General features: G+C 71.1%; 11 protein-coding genes and 1 riboswitch. Of the genes, 9 read left to right on the top strand and 2 right to left on the bottom strand.

Going from position 1 to position 14,560, the window contains the following annotated elements; genetic code table 11:
* Nucleotides 1-113: 113 nt before the first annotated feature.
* Entirely contained in the window at nt 114-1,316 is a 1,203-nt protein-coding gene (locus tag AB0E14_RS15915) for a globin domain-containing protein (protein ID WP_362417094.1), read from the bottom strand.
* Between the two features lie 98 nt (nt 1,317-1,414).
* Here AB0E14_RS15915 and AB0E14_RS15910 point away from each other — a divergent pair, with 98 nt between their 5' ends.
* The 9 genes from AB0E14_RS15910 to AB0E14_RS15870 all read left to right on the top strand — a co-directional run bounded on the left by AB0E14_RS15910 (nt 1,415) and on the right by AB0E14_RS15870 (nt 11,867).
* Complete coding sequence (locus AB0E14_RS15910; protein ID WP_362417091.1) at nt 1,415-2,692, top strand: cytochrome P450; 1,278 nt, start codon at nt 1,415-1,417, stop codon at nt 2,690-2,692.
* A 113-nt stretch (nt 2,693-2,805) separates the two neighbouring features.
* Nucleotides 2,806-3,804 (top strand): transglycosylase family protein, encoded by a 999-nt coding sequence (locus AB0E14_RS15905; protein WP_362417088.1) that lies wholly within the window; start codon nt 2,806-2,808, stop codon nt 3,802-3,804.
* A 259-nt stretch (nt 3,805-4,063) separates the two neighbouring features.
* Nucleotides 4,064-4,240, top strand: a riboswitch (cyclic di-AMP (ydaO/yuaA leader).
* A gap of 3 nt (nt 4,241-4,243) precedes the next feature.
* Nucleotides 4,244-4,930, top strand: a complete 687-nt coding sequence (locus AB0E14_RS15900) for a transglycosylase family protein (RefSeq protein WP_362417085.1) — start codon at nt 4,244-4,246, stop codon at nt 4,928-4,930.
* A gap of 299 nt (nt 4,931-5,229) precedes the next feature.
* Entirely contained in the window at nt 5,230-6,516 is a 1,287-nt protein-coding gene (eno, locus tag AB0E14_RS15895) for a phosphopyruvate hydratase (protein ID WP_352188521.1), read from the top strand.
* Between the two features lie 102 nt (nt 6,517-6,618).
* Nucleotides 6,619-7,083, top strand: a complete 465-nt coding sequence (locus AB0E14_RS15890) for a septum formation initiator family protein (protein WP_362417081.1) — start codon at nt 6,619-6,621, stop codon at nt 7,081-7,083.
* Nucleotides 7,084-7,152: 69 nt separating this feature from the next.
* Nucleotides 7,153-7,692, top strand: a complete 540-nt coding sequence (locus tag AB0E14_RS15885) for a DUF501 domain-containing protein (RefSeq protein ID WP_362417078.1) — start codon at nt 7,153-7,155, stop codon at nt 7,690-7,692.
* Nucleotides 7,689-8,603 (top strand): Ppx/GppA phosphatase family protein, encoded by a 915-nt coding sequence (locus tag AB0E14_RS15880; RefSeq protein WP_362417075.1) that lies wholly within the window; start codon nt 7,689-7,691, stop codon nt 8,601-8,603. The genes AB0E14_RS15885 and AB0E14_RS15880 overlap by 4 nt, the downstream gene beginning before the upstream one ends.
* Before the next feature lie 369 nt (nt 8,604-8,972).
* Entirely contained in the window at nt 8,973-10,358 is a 1,386-nt protein-coding gene (locus tag AB0E14_RS15875; protein ID WP_362417072.1) for an NAD(P)/FAD-dependent oxidoreductase, read from the top strand.
* A gap of 210 nt (nt 10,359-10,568) precedes the next feature.
* On the top strand, nt 10,569-11,867 hold the full coding sequence (locus AB0E14_RS15870; protein ID WP_362417068.1) for a cyclopropane-fatty-acyl-phospholipid synthase family protein: 1,299 nt from the start codon (nt 10,569-10,571) through the stop codon (nt 11,865-11,867).
* Nucleotides 11,868-11,950: 83 nt separating this feature from the next.
* Here the strand turns inward: AB0E14_RS15870 and AB0E14_RS15865 are convergent, their stop codons facing one another.
* A complete protein-coding gene (locus tag AB0E14_RS15865) occupies nt 11,951-14,482 on the bottom strand; it encodes an FtsX-like permease family protein (protein WP_362417065.1) in 2,532 nt (843 codons plus the stop codon).
* Nucleotides 14,483-14,560: the final 78 nt, after the last annotated feature.

Here is a 14,560-nt window from a genome sequence, read left to right as displayed (position 1 = left end):
CGACGGGCGCGACGGGCGCGCGGGACGTACCGAGCGCACCGGACGCACCCGACGCACCCGACGCACCCGACGCGCGGGACGCACCCGACGCGCGGGGTGCATCGGGCGCGCGGTCACGGTTCCTGGGGCGACCGGGCCGCCGGGTTGTGCCAGTGCGGCTCCGGGCGGGCCAGGAACCATTCCGCCGTGCCCAGCGGGCGGGCGTCCGCCGCGGGCGACGGGAGGCGGTCGTGGTGGACGCGGGGGACGCCCAGCTCGTCCAGGGCGGGCAGGGTCTCCGCCAATAACTCGGGCGGGCCCGCCACGTAGACGTCGTGCGCGTGCCAGTTGCCGCACGCGTACAGCGCCCGCAGCAGTCGCTCGGTCGCCTGCTCCCGCGGCCGGTTCGGCGCAGGCGCCAGGCAGGTGACCTTCAGGCCGGGTATCCGCTCCCGCAGCCGCTCCGCGTCCCCCTTCCCGTACAGGTACTCCTTCGCCCGGGCGACCAGGAAGAGCCGCGCCTCGACCCCCTCGGGGCCGGCCGCGACCTCCTCCAGGAGCGCCTTGACCGGCGCCCAGCCCGTCCCGGCGGCGATGTACGTCCGCGGGACGTCCGGCGCGGTCCGGGCGGTCAGCGCGCCGCCGGGCGCGCTCAGCCGGAGCGGCTCGCCCACCCGCACCGTCTCGACGAGCGCCGTGCTCATCGCCCCGCCCGGTATCCGGCTCACGTGCAGGTCCACCGTGCCGTCCGGCCGCCCCGCGTTCGCCAGGGAGTAGGTCCGCCACACCCGGGGCACCCGCAGCGAGCTGACCCCGACGTACTGCCCCGGCCGGTACGCGAAGGGCCTGCGCGGCTTCACCGTGAGCACCGCCAGGTCCTCGTCGAGCCGCTCGTGCCGGACGACGACGGCGTCCCACCAGGCCGGCTCGCCCTCCGCCTCGGCCTGCTCGGCGCCCCGCATCATCAGCTCGGCCACCTGCCCGTACGCCTCGCCCCAGGCCTTCTCCGCCTCGATGCTCCAGGCGGTCCCGGCGGCGTGCGCGAACGCGGCGGTCAGGCTGGATCCGACGGCGGCGTAGAGCGCGGGGGAGGCCAGGAACTTGCGGTGGTCGCGGCCCAGATGGGCGAGGTAGTCCGCGAGCCCGGGGTCCTCCAGGCGGGTCACGACATGGGCGAGCGCGGCGAAGAGCCGGTCGCGCTGGGCCCGCAGGTCCTCGGGGAAGAGTTCGCGGACGCCGGGGTTGTGCCAGAACAGATGGGAGTAGAAGAAGGCGACGGCATGCTCGGCCCGTCTCTCGACGACGGCGAACGTGCTTCTGAGCAACTCGGCATCCACGCGGGAGAATCTAGGCCACGACCCTTCACAGGACGATCACATCTCGGGGACCGGGCGCCCGGAGGGCCGGCGCGACGCCGACCTTGTAACGTCGCAGGGTGAGCACGCCCCCTGCCGAGACCCCCGCCGACAAGCCCGCCGGGCACCCCGCCCCCGAGCTCTTCACCTGGGAGTTCGCGACCGACCCGTACCCCGCCTACGCCTGGCTGCGCGAGCACGCGCCCGTGCACCGGGCCAAGCTGCCCAGCGGGGTCGAGGCCTGGCTGGTGACGCGGTACGCGGACGCCCGGCAAGCGCTTGCCGATCAGCGGCTCTCGAAGAACCCGGCGCACCACGACGAACCGGCGCACGCCAAGGGGAAGACGGGGATCCCGGGGGAGCGCAAGGCCGAGCTGATGACGCACCTGCTCAACATCGACCCGCCCGACCACACCCGGCTGCGCCGCCTGGTCTCCAAGGCGTTCACCCCGCGCCGGGTCGCCGAGTTCGCGCCCCGGGTGCAGGAGCTGACGGACCGGCTGATCGACGGCTTCGCGGCGAAGGGCTCGGCCGACCTCATCCACGAATTCGCTTTCCCTCTGCCCATCTACGCGATCTGCGACCTCCTCGGTGTGCCCGAGGAGGACCAGGACGACTTCCGGGACTGGGCCGGGATGATGATCCGGCACGGCGGAGGGCCGCGCGGCGGGGTGGCGCGGTCGGTCAAGAAGATGCGCGGCTATCTCGCGGAGCTGATCCACCGCAAGCGGCTCGATCCCGGCGACGACCTGATCTCGGGGCTCATCAAGGCCTCCGACCACGGCGAGCACCTCACCGAGAACGAGGCCGCCGCCATGGCGTTCATCCTGCTCTTCGCCGGCTTCGAGACCACCGTCAACCTGGTCGGCAACGGGGTCTACGCCCTGCTCCGCAACCCCGGTCAGCGTGAGCGCCTGCAGGCCTCGCTCGCCGCGGGCGAGCGGGGGCTCCTGGAGACCGGTGTCGAGGAGCTGTTGCGCTACGACGGGCCGGTGGAGCTGGCGACCTGGCGGTACGCCATGGAGCCGCTGACGATCGGCGGCCAGGAGATCCCGGCGGGCGACCCGGTCCTGGTCGTCCTCGCGGCCGCCGACCGCGACCCGGCGCGCTTCGACGCGCCCGACACGCTCGATCTGGCCCGGCGCGACAACCAGCATCTCGGCTACGGGCACGGCATCCACTACTGCATCGGCGCGCCGCTCGCCCGGCTCGAAGGGCAGATCGCCCTCGCGACGCTGCTGACTCGCCTTCCGGACCTGCGACTTGGCGCCGATCCGGACGAACTGCGGTGGCGCGGAGGACTCATCATGCGCGGCTTGCGCACCCTTCCGGTGGAGTTTGCCCCAGTTGTGAAGTGACGCTCCGTCAAGACTGTGACTTTTACGTGATCTCCGCTGCATCGACTTGTGACTGACGTTCGAATGCCGCTACGTTCACCGTCACCTCAGCAGTCACACGGAAGGCAGCCCGCATGCGCTCCGGGAACGGTCGACACCGCAGACCCCGCCAGGCCCCCGCCATCGTCGTCGCCGCAGGCGTGACGGGATCGGCCCTCGCGCTGCCCCTCCTGGCGGCGGGCTCCGCCTCCGCCGCCGACGCGGCGACCTGGGACCGGGTCGCGGAGTGCTCCTCGGGCGGCCAGTGGAGCGCGCACTTCGGCAACGGGCTCTACGGCGGACTCCAGTTCTCCCAGGAGGGCTGGGAGCGCCACGGCGGTCTCGCGTACGCGACGAGCGCCGACCTCGCCAGCCGCGCCCAGCAGATCGCGGTGGCCGAAAAGGCCCTTGCCGCGGGCGACAACCAGTGGGCCACCTGCGCGCCGATCGCCGGCCTGACCAACGACGGCGCCAAGCCGGACGTCGACCCCGGACCGGCCGTCAAGCCGTCCGAGCCCACGGGCCCGCTCCCCGAGTCCGACCGCACCTCCGGCCTCCCGTCGGGCTCCGCGCAGTCCGCGGCCCCCTCGGACGAGTCCTCCACCCCCTCCTCCGAGGTCTCCACGCCGTCCACGGCCACCCCCGAGACCTCCACCACGCCCGAGACGTCCCCCGCGGCGCCCGAGACCTCCGGCACCCCGTCCGCTCCGGGCAACGGCAAGCACCGGGGCGACGCGGCACCGGAGGAGACGGGCAATGCGGACACGGACCGCGAAAAGGGCCGCCACGCCCTGCCTTCTGACACGCCGACGACGGACGGTTCCGTCGAGAGCGGTGCGAACCCGGACAGTACGGACAACACGCCCGCTGAGGACATCACCGACGCTATCGGCGAATACACCGTCAAGCCCGGCGACAACCTCACCGAGATCGCCCAGCGGAACGAACTTCCCGGCGGCTGGGGCGCCCTGTACGACGCCAACCGCACGGTCGTGGGTGCCGACCCGGACCTCATCATCCCTGGCCAGAGCCTCGATCTGACGCCGGACAAGGCTGCGGACAAGGCTGCGGGGGCGGATGCGCCGCAGGGGTAGTTCGGGGCTGAATGTCCGGTTCTGTGCAAGTGAGACATGGGTCTCTTCGCCTCAACTGGCGTGTCTCGTCCGTGAACTCCCCTTCCGTCATCTCTCACCTGCGTAAACGCCCTTTGTCCCGAGGCAAGTAGGGGGGATTTGTCCCCCATGGACGTCTTTGAACTTCCCCCGGGTCTGTGTCTACGGTCGTGACCGCTCGCCACCGCGGGCCCCGTCGACCGAAACGCCGAATCCTGCCGTCGGCCGATGGGAACAGTCGTCGCGTCAAGCGCCGTAGGCAGGAGCGGGGGACCCAAGGTAAGTGCCGTTCCCGGCCGTTGAGACAGACGGCCGAAGGACCGGCTTGGGGTGAAGCCGCGCGCAAGGTCGCGCGGCCGGGCAATCCACATCGGCCCGAACCCGACAGCTCACCTCGCAGGCGTCGGTGAGGAGAAGTCCCATGCTGTTTTCCGCCAAGGGCAAACACCGTCGTCCCTCCAAGGCCACCCGCGCCGTCGCCCTCGCCGGTGTCGCCGGTGTCGCCGTCGCCGCCCCCCTGATGGGCGCCGGCACCGCCTCGGCCGCCACCGTCTCCGAGTGGGACAAGGTCGCCCAGTGCGAGTCCGGCGGCAACTGGTCCATCAACACCGGCAACGGCTACTACGGCGGCCTGCAGTTCTCCAACTCCACGTGGGCCGCCTTCGGTGGCACCGCGTACGCCTCGAGCGCCGACCAGGCCTCGAAGTCGCAGCAGATCGCCATCGCCGAGAAGGTCCTCGCGGGCCAGGGCAAGGGCGCCTGGCCGAGCTGTGGCGTCGGCCTCTCGTCCGCCACCCCCGGCGTCGTCGCGGAGAGCGCGCCGCAGCAGGAGCGTCAGGCCGAGCAGCCGACGACCCGCAGCGAGCAGCGGACCGCCCCGAAGGCCCCGGCCAAGAAGGCCGAGTCCAAGAAGACCGTCACCACCCCGACCGGCAAGAAGGTCAAGAAGGGCGACGGCGAGTACAAGGTCGTCGCCGGCGACACCCTGAGCACGATCGCCGCCGCCCACGACGTCAAGGGCGGCTGGGCCAAGCTCTTCGAGCTCAACAAGGACGTCGTCGAGGACGCCGACCTGATCTACCCGGGCCAGCAGCTCCACCTGAAGTGAGCCCGGCGGCCCGCGTGAGTCCGGCGGCTCACGCGCGCCCCACGACCCTCCCGCGGTGACCACCCCGGTCCGCAGCGTCCTTCCCCCGTGCGCTGCGGACCGGGGTTCCGCGTTGTCAGGGGTTACCGCCGAGTAGATTCGGGGCCCTTTGGCCCGAGATGCGTGCCCTTGGGTCCTTTTTCGTCCCAGGGGGCGGGCGCCCGGCTGGCCGGAGCCTCCGAGCCGGTTAGGCTCTTGTCGCAAGGCCAAAGCGACCCTGCACCGCAAGCGTCACATCTAGCGTCACATCCCAGAAGGAGATGCTCGTGCCGTCCATCGACGTCGTCGTAGCCCGGGAAATCCTGGACTCCCGAGGCAACCCCACGGTCGAGGTCGAGGTCGGCCTCGACGACGGCAGCACCGGCCGTGCTGCCGTTCCGTCCGGTGCCTCCACCGGTGCGTTCGAGGCCATTGAGCTCCGTGACGGAGACAAGAACCGCTACCAGGGCAAGGGCGTCGAGAAGGCCGTCCTCGCCGTGATCGAGCAGATCGGCCCGGAGCTCGTCGGCTACGACGCCACCGAGCAGCGCCTCATCGACCAGGCCATGTTCGACCTGGACGCCACCGACAACAAGGCCTCCCTCGGCGCCAACGCCATCCTCGGCGTCTCCCTCGCCGTCGCGCACGCCGCGTCCGAGGCCTCCGACCTCCCGCTCTTCCGCTACCTCGGCGGCCCGAACGCGCACCTGCTGCCCGTTCCGATGATGAACATCCTGAACGGCGGCTCGCACGCCGACTCCAACGTGGACATCCAGGAGTTCATGATCGCGCCGATCGGCGCGGAGTCCTTCTCCGAGGCCCTGCGCTGGGGCACCGAGGTCTACCACACCCTCAAGTCCGTCCTGAAGACCAAGGGCCTGTCCACCGGCCTCGGCGACGAGGGCGGCTTCGCCCCGAACCTGGACTCCAACCGCGAGGCGCTCGACCTCATCCTGGAGGCCATCAAGCAGGCCGGCTACGTCCCGGGCAAGGACATCGCGCTGGCGCTCGACGTCGCCGCGTCCGAGTTCTACAAGGACGGCTCGTACGAGTTCGAGGGCAAGTCCCGCTCGGCCGCCGAGATGACCGAGTACTACGAGGAGCTGGTCTCCGCGTACCCGCTGGTCTCCATCGAGGACCCGCTGTTCGAGGACGACTGGGCCGGCTGGAAGGTCCTCACGGACAAGCTGGGCACCAAGGTCCAGATCGTCGGCGACGACCTGTTCGTCACCAACCCGGAGCGCCTGGCCCGCGGCATCGAGGACGGCGCCGCCAACGCGCTGCTCGTCAAGGTCAACCAGATCGGTTCGCTGACCGAGACCCTGGACGCCGTCGAGCTGGCCCAGCGCAACGGCTTCAAGTGCATGATGTCCCACCGCTCCGGTGAGACCGAGGACGTCACCATCGCCGACCTCGCCGTCGCCACCAACTGCGGCCAGATCAAGACCGGCGCCCCGGCCCGCTCCGAGCGCGTCGCCAAGTACAACCAGCTCCTGCGCATCGAGGAGATCCTCGACGACGCGGCGGTCTACGCCGGCCGCAGCGCGTTCCCGCGCTTCAAGGGCTGATCGCAGCTCCTGAGCACCCCGAGTCACCCTCGGTTACGTACGTCCCCGCACCCGGTCCCGTACCGTGTGCGGGGACGTCCGTTCTGAAGGGGAGGCGCGCACATGGCCCGGGACCGGTTCTCGACCGCGACCAGGATCCGGCTGCTCGGTGAGCAGACCGCCGCCCGCGTGTACCGCTCCCAGACCCGCCGCCAGGCCCGCCGCTCCCGGCTCACCGGCCGCGCGGCCTTCCTCGCCCTGGTCGTCTGCTCGCTGGTCGTCGCCCTCGCGTACCCGATGCGGCAGTACGTCTCCCAGCGCGGCGAGATCGCCGAGCAGGAGCGCCAGGCCGCCGAGGCCGCCGCGCGCGTGGAGGAGCTGCGGGACGAGAAGGCCCGGCTCCAGGACCCCGCGTACGTGCGCAGGCTCGCCCGCGAGCACCTGCACTACGTGATGCCCGGCGAGACCGGCTTCACCGTGAACGACCCCGAGGCCGAGCGCGACCGCCGCAGCGAGCAGGGCGAGGCCGAGCAGCCCTGGTACTCCGACCTCTGGGACGGCGTCGACCGCGCCGACGCGGGCCGCTGACCCGGCGACGCGCGATGATGGACCACTGACCGCCCGACCGCACCCGACGACGAGAAGACAAGACGCAGCATGGACACGCCCCCTCCGCAGACCGCCCGCACCGAGCCGACCGAGGCGGACGTCGCCGCGTTCGAGGCCCAGCTCGGTCGCCCGCCCCGGGGGTTGCGCGCCATCGCGCACCGCTGCCCCTGCGGCAACCCGGACGTCGTCGAGACCGCGCCGCGGCTCCCGGACGGCACCCCGTTCCCCACCACGTACTACCTGACCTGCCCCCGGGCCGCCTCCGCCATCGGCACCCTGGAGGCCAACGGGGTCATGAAGGAGATGCAGGCCCGCCTCGCCACCGACCCGGAGCTGGCCGCCGCCTACCGGGCCGCGCACGAGGACTACATCGCCCGCCGTGACGCCATCGAGGTCCTGGAGGGCTTCCCGAGCGCCGGCGGCATGCCGGACCGGGTCAAGTGCCTGCACGTGCTCGTCGGCCACTCGCTGGTCGCCGGACCGGGGGTCAACCCGTTCGGCGACGAGGCGCTCGCGATGCTGCCGGAGTGGTGGGCCAAGGGTCCCTGCGTCACTCCCTGCGCCGACAAGGAAGAGGACGCGAAGTGACCCGGGTCGCGGGCATCGACTGCGGTACGAACTCCATCCGCCTGCTCGTCGCCGACCTCGACCCCGAGACCGGTGAGCTGACCGAGCTGGACCGCCGGATGAAGGTCGTCCGCCTCGGCCAGGGCGTCGACCGGACCGGCCGGCTCGCCCCCGAAGCCCTTGAGCGGACCTTCGCCGCCTGCCGCGAGTACGCCGCCGTCATCAAGGAACTCGGCGCCGAGAAGCTGCGGTTCGTGGCGACCTCGGCCTCCCGGGACGCCGAGAACCGCGCGGAGTTCGTGAGCGGCGTCCTGGACATCCTGGGCGTCGAGCCCGAGGTGATCACGGGCGACCAGGAGGCCGAGCTCTCCTTCACCGGCGCCACCGGCGAGCTGCACGGCACGGAGAAGTACCTCGTCGTGGACATCGGCGGCGGCTCCACCGAGTTCGTCGTCGGCAACAGCCACGTCGAGGCCGCCCGCTCCGTCGACATCGGCTGCGTCCGGCTCACCGAGCGCCATGTGCGCAGCGACCCGCCGGCCGCCGACGAGGTCGCCGCGATCCGCGCCGACATCCGGGCCGCCCTCGACCTCGCCGAGGAGACCGTGCCGATCCGCGCGGCCGGGACCCTGGTCGGGCTCGCGGGCTCGGTCACCACGGTCGCCGCCATCGCGCTCGGACTGCCGGAGTACGACTCCGCCCGGGTCCACCACTCCCGCGTCCCGTACGAGCAGGTCGCCGGGATCGTCGAGCGGCTGCTCGCGTCCACCCACGACGAGCGCGCGGCGATCCCCGTGATGCACCCCGGGCGGGTCGACGTGATCATCGCCGGGGCGCTCGTCCTGCTGGAGATCATGGAGCGGACCGGGGCCCGCGAGGTCGTCGTCAGCGAGCACGACATCCTCGACGGAATCGCACTCTCGGTGGCATAACGGACACGCCACGACGCCCCCGGCGACACCACGTCGGGAAAGTTCGTGAAGTTCTTCACAAGGAAAAGGGCCCTGGTGGGGGTCGAGGAGGGCCATCTGGGCCTCCAACACCCCTGCCGGGGCTCTTTCGTAGGCCGACGGCCCTGTTCGCTCGATGTTTCCATCGTGTGAACGCACCCCATGGTTCAGGGTTACCGGAGCCTCTCCGGGCCAGTTCAGTAGGGGTGAACAACGTTCACCCCCGCACTGTGGTTCCTTTGCACGACCATGACCTGGGTCACGTGGGCGGCGGAGTGTAGCAGAGGTGGTCCACAACCTTGTGAAGGGGCGCACGAGCGACCCCCCTGGGAGGGGTGGATACTCGGATGCATGAGCACCACGGAGCGTCCCAGGATCCTCGTAGTAGGCGGTGGGTACGTAGGCCTGTACGCAGCTCGACGCATCCTCAAGAAGATGCGTTACGGAGAGGCGACCGTCACGGTCGTCGACCCGCGCTCGTACATGACGTACCAGCCCTTCCTCCCCGAAGCCGCCGCAGGCAGCATCTCCCCCCGCCACGTCGTCGTCCCGCTGCGACGCGTCGTGCGCGGAGCCGAGGTGCTCACCGGCCGCGTGACCACCATCGACCAGGACCGCAAGGTCGCCACGATCGCGCCGCTCGTCGGCGAGGCGTACGACCTGCCGTTCGACTACCTGGTCGTCGCGATGGGCGCGGTCTCCCGCACCTTCCCGATCCCCGGCCTCGCCGAGCAGGGCATCGGCATGAAGGGCGTGGAGGAGGCCATCGGCCTCCGCAACCACGTCCTGGAGCAGCTCGACAAGGCCGACTCGACGACCAACGAGGAGGTCCGCCGCAAGGCGCTGACCTTCGTCTTCGTGGGCGGCGGCTTCGCCGGCGCGGAGACCATCGGCGAGGTCGAGGACATGGCCCGCGACGCGGCGAAGTACTACACCAACGTGAAGCGCGAGGACATGCGCTTCATCCTGGTCGACGCCGCCGACAAGATCCTTCCCGAGGTCGGCCCGGAGCTGGGCCGCTGGGGCAAGGAGCACCTGGAGAGCCGCGGCGTCGAGATCTACCTCTCGACGTCCATGGACTCCTGCGTCGACGGTCACGTCGTGCTGAAGAACGGCCTCGAGGTCGACTCCAACACGATCGTGTGGACCGCGGGCGTCAAGCCCAACCCGGCGCTCGCCCGCTTCGGCCTCCCGCTCGGCCCGCGCGGCCACGTGGACGCCCAGCCGACCCTCCAGGTCACCGGCACCGACTACATCTGGGCCGCCGGCGACAACGCCCAGGTCCCGGACCTCGCCGCGATCAAGGCCGGCGTCCCGGCCGAGCGCGCCTGGTGCCCGCCGAACGCCCAGCACGCGCTGCGTCAGGCGAAGGTCCTCGGCGACAACGTGGTGTCCGGCATGCGGGGCTTCCCGCAGAAGGACTACTCGCACGCCAACAAGGGTGCGGTGGCGGGCCTCGGCCTCCACAAGGGCGTCGCGATGATCGTCATGGGCAAGATGAAGATCAAGCTCAAGGGCCGGCTCGCCTGGTACATGCACCGTGGCTACCACGGCATGGCCGTGCCGACCTGGAACCGCAAGATCCGCGTCTTCGCCGACTGGACCCTCGCGATGTTCCTGAAGCGCGAGGTCGTCTCCCTCGGTGCGATGGAGACCCCGCGCGAGGAGTTCTACGAGGCGGCCAAGCCCGCCCCGGCTCCCGCCGCCGCGAGCCAGGAGAAGGCCAAGGCCTCCTAGCTCCACCGCTTCACCGCTGTTCCCGCAAGGGCCGTCCGCCATCCGTGGTGCGGACGGCCCTTCGGCGTGTCCGGACGCCGACGCGTCGCGCCGAGCGCCGCCCGGGTGTTTTGCCGAGTCGTTGCGCGCCTACGGGACGAAAAACGCCTACGGAGGGTGTTTACGTGGTGACGAGCATTTCTGGGGCACGACATCACGGAGGTGTGCACCATGGCCGACGCCGCTTTGCGGCTGACCACTCTCGCGGAGGACCTGCTGGGGGCCCCGCTCCCGGTGCGGCTGCGAGCCTGGGACGGCACCGAAGCCGGGCCCGCGGACGGCCCCGTCCTGATCGTCCGGCACCGCCGGGCCCTGCGCCGGCTGCTGTGGAAGCCCGGCGAACTCGGCCTGGCCCGGGCGTGGGTGGCCGGTGAGATCGACGTCGAGGGCGACCTCTACACCGTCCTCGACCGGCTCGCCGGGGTCTTCTGGGACCGCGGCGAGGCGACCAGGAGCGCCCTGGAGTCCGTACGCGACCCGAGGCTGCGCGCGGCGGCCGCCGCGTTCCTGAAGCTGGCCGGGCCCTACCCGCCGCCCGCGCCGCCCGCCGAGGAGATGCGCAGGCGCACCGGCTCCCGGCACAGCAAGCGCCGCGACAAGCAGGCGATCAGTCACCACTACGACGTGGGCAACGACTTCTACGCGCTCGTCCTCGGGCCCTCGATGGTGTACTCCTGCGCGTACTGGACGGACGGCGGGAACCTGGAGGACGCGCAGCGCGACAAGCTGGACCTGATCGCGCGCAAGCTGCGCCTGAAGGAGGGCGACCGGCTCCTGGACGTCGGCTGCGGCTGGGGCTCCATGGCCATCCACGCGGCCCGCGCGTACGGCGCCCAGGTCGTCGGTGTCACCCTCTCCCGCGAGCAGGCCGCCTTCGCCCGCAAAAGGATCGCAGAGGAGGGTCTGACGGACCGGATCGAGATCCGGGTCCAGGACTACCGGGACGTCAAGGACGGCCCGTACGACGCGATTTCCTCCATCGGCATGGCCGAGCACGTGGGCGAGGTCCGCTATCGCGAGTACGCCGACATACTGCACTCCCTGCTGGCGCCCGGCGGCCGGCTGCTCAACCACCAGATCTCCCGCCGCCCCGAGCCGGACGAGGGCGCCTACGAGGTGGACGCGTTCATCGACGCGTACGTCTTCCCCGACGGCGAACTCGCCCCGATGGGCCGCACCCTGACGACCCTGGAGGACGCGGGCTTCGAGGTGCGGGACGTGGAGGCGATCCGCGAGCACTACGCCCTGACGCTGCGCCGCTGGGTGGCCAACCTGGAGGCCGACTGGGACCGGGCCGTACGGCTCACCTCACCGGGCCGGGCGCGGATCTGGCGGCTCTACATGGCCGCCTCCGCGGTCTCCTTCGAGCGCAACCGGATCGGCGTGAACCAGTTCCTCGCGGTGAAGACCCCGGAGTCGGGGACCTCGGGCGTGGCGCTGCGGCCGCGGGTCTGGAACGAGAAGGCGTAGCGGCTTCCGCGTACGCCGAAGGGCCGGTCTCCCGCGGGGGAGACCGGCCCTTCGCCGTCGTATCGCTGCCGTACGGGCCGGAGTTACTCGGTCTTGATGGCGGTCAGCATGTTCAGCCTGGCCGCGCTGCGGGCCGGCCACAGCGAGGCGAGGACGCCGACCAGGCCGGCCAGGACCAGGAAGATCCCGATCCGGTCCCAGGGCAGGACCAGCGCGTAGCCCGGCAGGCTCTTGGCGAACGACTCACCGATCGCCCAGCCGAGGAACGAGCCGAGACCGATGCCGACCAGCGCGCCGAAGAGCGAGATGACCACGGCCTCCAGACGGACCATCCGCTTCACGCGGCGCCGGTCGAGACCGATCGCCCGCAGCATGCCGATCTCCTGCTGACGCTCGAAGACGGACATGGCCAGGGTGTTGACGACACCCAGGATCGCGATGATCAGGGCCATCGCCAGCAGGCCGTACATGATGTTCAGGAGCAGGTTGATCTGGCCGCCGAACTCGTCACGGATGTCCTTCTGGTCCATGACCTTGATGGCCGGGTTGTCGCCCATGGCCTTGGCGAGCGCCTTGTCGTTGGCCGCCGAGGCACCGCCGTCCATCGAGACGAAGATCTGCGGGATGTACGTCTCCTGCTCGTGGGCGGCGACGGTCTTCGCGTCGATCATGACCGGCGAGAGGAACTCGCTGTCCTTGAAGATCGCGCCGACCGTCAGCTTGCCCTTCTGCTTGTCGCCGTACTCGACCGGCAGCGTGTCGCCGACCTTCCAGCCCCGCTTGGTCGCCGTCTTGTCGGCGATGGCGATCTTGCCCTCGCGCAGCGAGCCGAGCGAGCCCTGCACGGTGTCGACCTTGATGAGCTTCTCGACGTCGCCCGGGGTGACACCGGAGGCCGAGACGTCCTTGCCCTCGAGCGTGAACCAGCCGGCCATCTGCGGCGAGACCGCGGTGGCGCCCGGGGCCTTCTCGATCGCGGCCAGCGCCTCCTTGTTCATGCCGCCGCCGCTGGCCATGGTGACCATGTAGTCGGCGCGGATCTGGTCCGTCGTCATCTTGTCCAGCGCCGTGCCGACCGACGTGCCGAGCACGGTGAGGCCGGTGACCAGGGTCAGACCGATGGCGAGCGCGGAGCCGGTGGCGCCGGTGCGGCGCGGGTTGCGGACCGCGTTGAGACCGGCGAGCTTGCCGGAGACCCCGAAGAGACCGACGAAGAGCGGGCGGATCAGGGCGATCACCGGGCGGGAGAGCAGCGGGATCAGCACGATCACACCGACGAGGGTGAGGAAGGCGCCGCCCGCGATGAGCATCTGGCCCTCGTCGCCGCCCTTGCCTGCGCCCATCACGATCAGGACCGCGCCGATCGCGGTGATCACGGCGCCGATGGAGTTGCGGACCACCAGCGACTTGGTGGTCGCCGCCGCGTGGACGCTGCTCATGGCGGCGACCGGCGGGATCTTCGCGGCGCGGCGGCCGGGCAGCCAGGCGGCGAACATGGTGATCAGGACGCCGACGCCGAGCGCGGCGACGAGCGGGGTGGCGGAGAGGACCAGCGGGCCGCCTGGCACCTTCAGGTCGAAGGCGTTCATGCCCGAGCGGAGCCCGACGGCGAGCCCGATGCCCAGGACGTAACCGACCGCGGAGGCGATGATGCCGACCAGGCCGGCCTCCATCAGGACGGAGCGGGTGATCTGCTTGCGCGAGGCGCCGACGGCGCGCATCAGCGCGAGTTCCCTGGTGCGCTGGGCGACCAGCATGGTGAAGGTGTTGGCGATCAGGAAGACGCCGACGAAGAGCGCGATGCCGGCGAAGCCGAGCAGGACCTTCTTCAGCGCGCCGAGGCCCTCCTCGATGTCCTTGGCCTGCTGGTCGGCGAGGGCCTGGCCGGTCTGGGCCGTGGCCGACTTCGGGACGACCTTCAGGACCTCGTCCAGGAGCTTGGCCGCGTCCGTGCCGGGCTTGGCGGTGATGACGGCGTCGCGGTAGAAGCCCGGCTTCACGTACTGCTGCTGCGCGACGGAGTTGTCGAACACGACCAGGCTGCCGCCGGCCTGGACGGCGCCGTCCTCGGTCGTGAAGACGCCGGAGAGGGTGTACTCCTTCACCGGGCCGTTGGTGGCCACGCGGACGGTGTCGCCGACCTTGTAGCCGCCCTTGGCCGCGGTCTCCTTGTCCAGGGCGATCTGGCCGTCCTGGAGCGGGCCCGCGCCCTGGGTGAAGTCGAACGCCCGGTCCTTGCCGTCGGCGCCGGGGGCGAAGTTGGTGCCCTTGTTGGACCAGCCGACGCCGATCAGCTTGCCGTTCTTGTCCGGCACGCCGGCGAAGCCGTCGACGCGGCCGGTGACGGAGGCGACGCCGTCGAGCTTGCCGACCTTGTCCAGCACGGCCTGCGAGAGACCGGGCGTCTTGGCGGCCTCTTCGGGGCGCGGGTACATGGTCACGGCGACGGCGACGTCGTCGTAGCTCTTCGCGGACTGGTTGCGGAAGGCCTGGGAGAGGGTGTCGGTGAAGACCAGGGTGCCGGAGACGAAGGCCACGCCGAGCATGACGGCGAGCACGGTCATCAGCAGCCGGGCCTTGTGCGCGAGCACGTTGCGCAAGGCGGTACGGAACATGGGTGTGTGTCCTGGAGTGGGGCGCCCCCGGCGAGCGGGGACGGAGAACGTCTAAGGGCAGCGGAGACAGGGCCGGGT

The organism is Streptomyces sp. NPDC047981, from assembly GCF_040653315.1.
Lineage (GTDB): Bacteria > Actinomycetota > Actinomycetes > Streptomycetales > Streptomycetaceae > Streptomyces.
This window is presented reverse-complemented; position numbering and strand designations above follow the sequence as displayed.

Coding starts and splice junctions, on each gene's coding strand:
- AB0E14_RS15900 (WP_362417085.1), top strand. CDS start 4,244: ATGCTGTTTTCCGCCAAGGGCAAACACCGTCGTCCCTCCAAGGCCACC.
- AB0E14_RS15905 (WP_362417088.1), top strand. CDS start 2,806: ATGCGCTCCGGGAACGGTCGACACCGCAGACCCCGCCAGGCCCCCGCC.
- AB0E14_RS15885 (WP_362417078.1), top strand. CDS start 7,153: ATGGACACGCCCCCTCCGCAGACCGCCCGCACCGAGCCGACCGAGGCG.
- AB0E14_RS15870 (WP_362417068.1), top strand. CDS start 10,569: ATGGCCGACGCCGCTTTGCGGCTGACCACTCTCGCGGAGGACCTGCTG.
- AB0E14_RS15875 (WP_362417072.1), top strand. CDS start 8,973: ATGAGCACCACGGAGCGTCCCAGGATCCTCGTAGTAGGCGGTGGGTAC.
- AB0E14_RS15890 (WP_362417081.1), top strand. CDS start 6,619: ATGGCCCGGGACCGGTTCTCGACCGCGACCAGGATCCGGCTGCTCGGT.
- eno (WP_352188521.1), top strand. CDS start 5,230: ATGCTCGTGCCGTCCATCGACGTCGTCGTAGCCCGGGAAATCCTGGAC.
- AB0E14_RS15865 (WP_362417065.1), bottom strand. CDS start 14,482: ATGTTCCGTACCGCCTTGCGCAACGTGCTCGCGCACAAGGCCCGGCTG.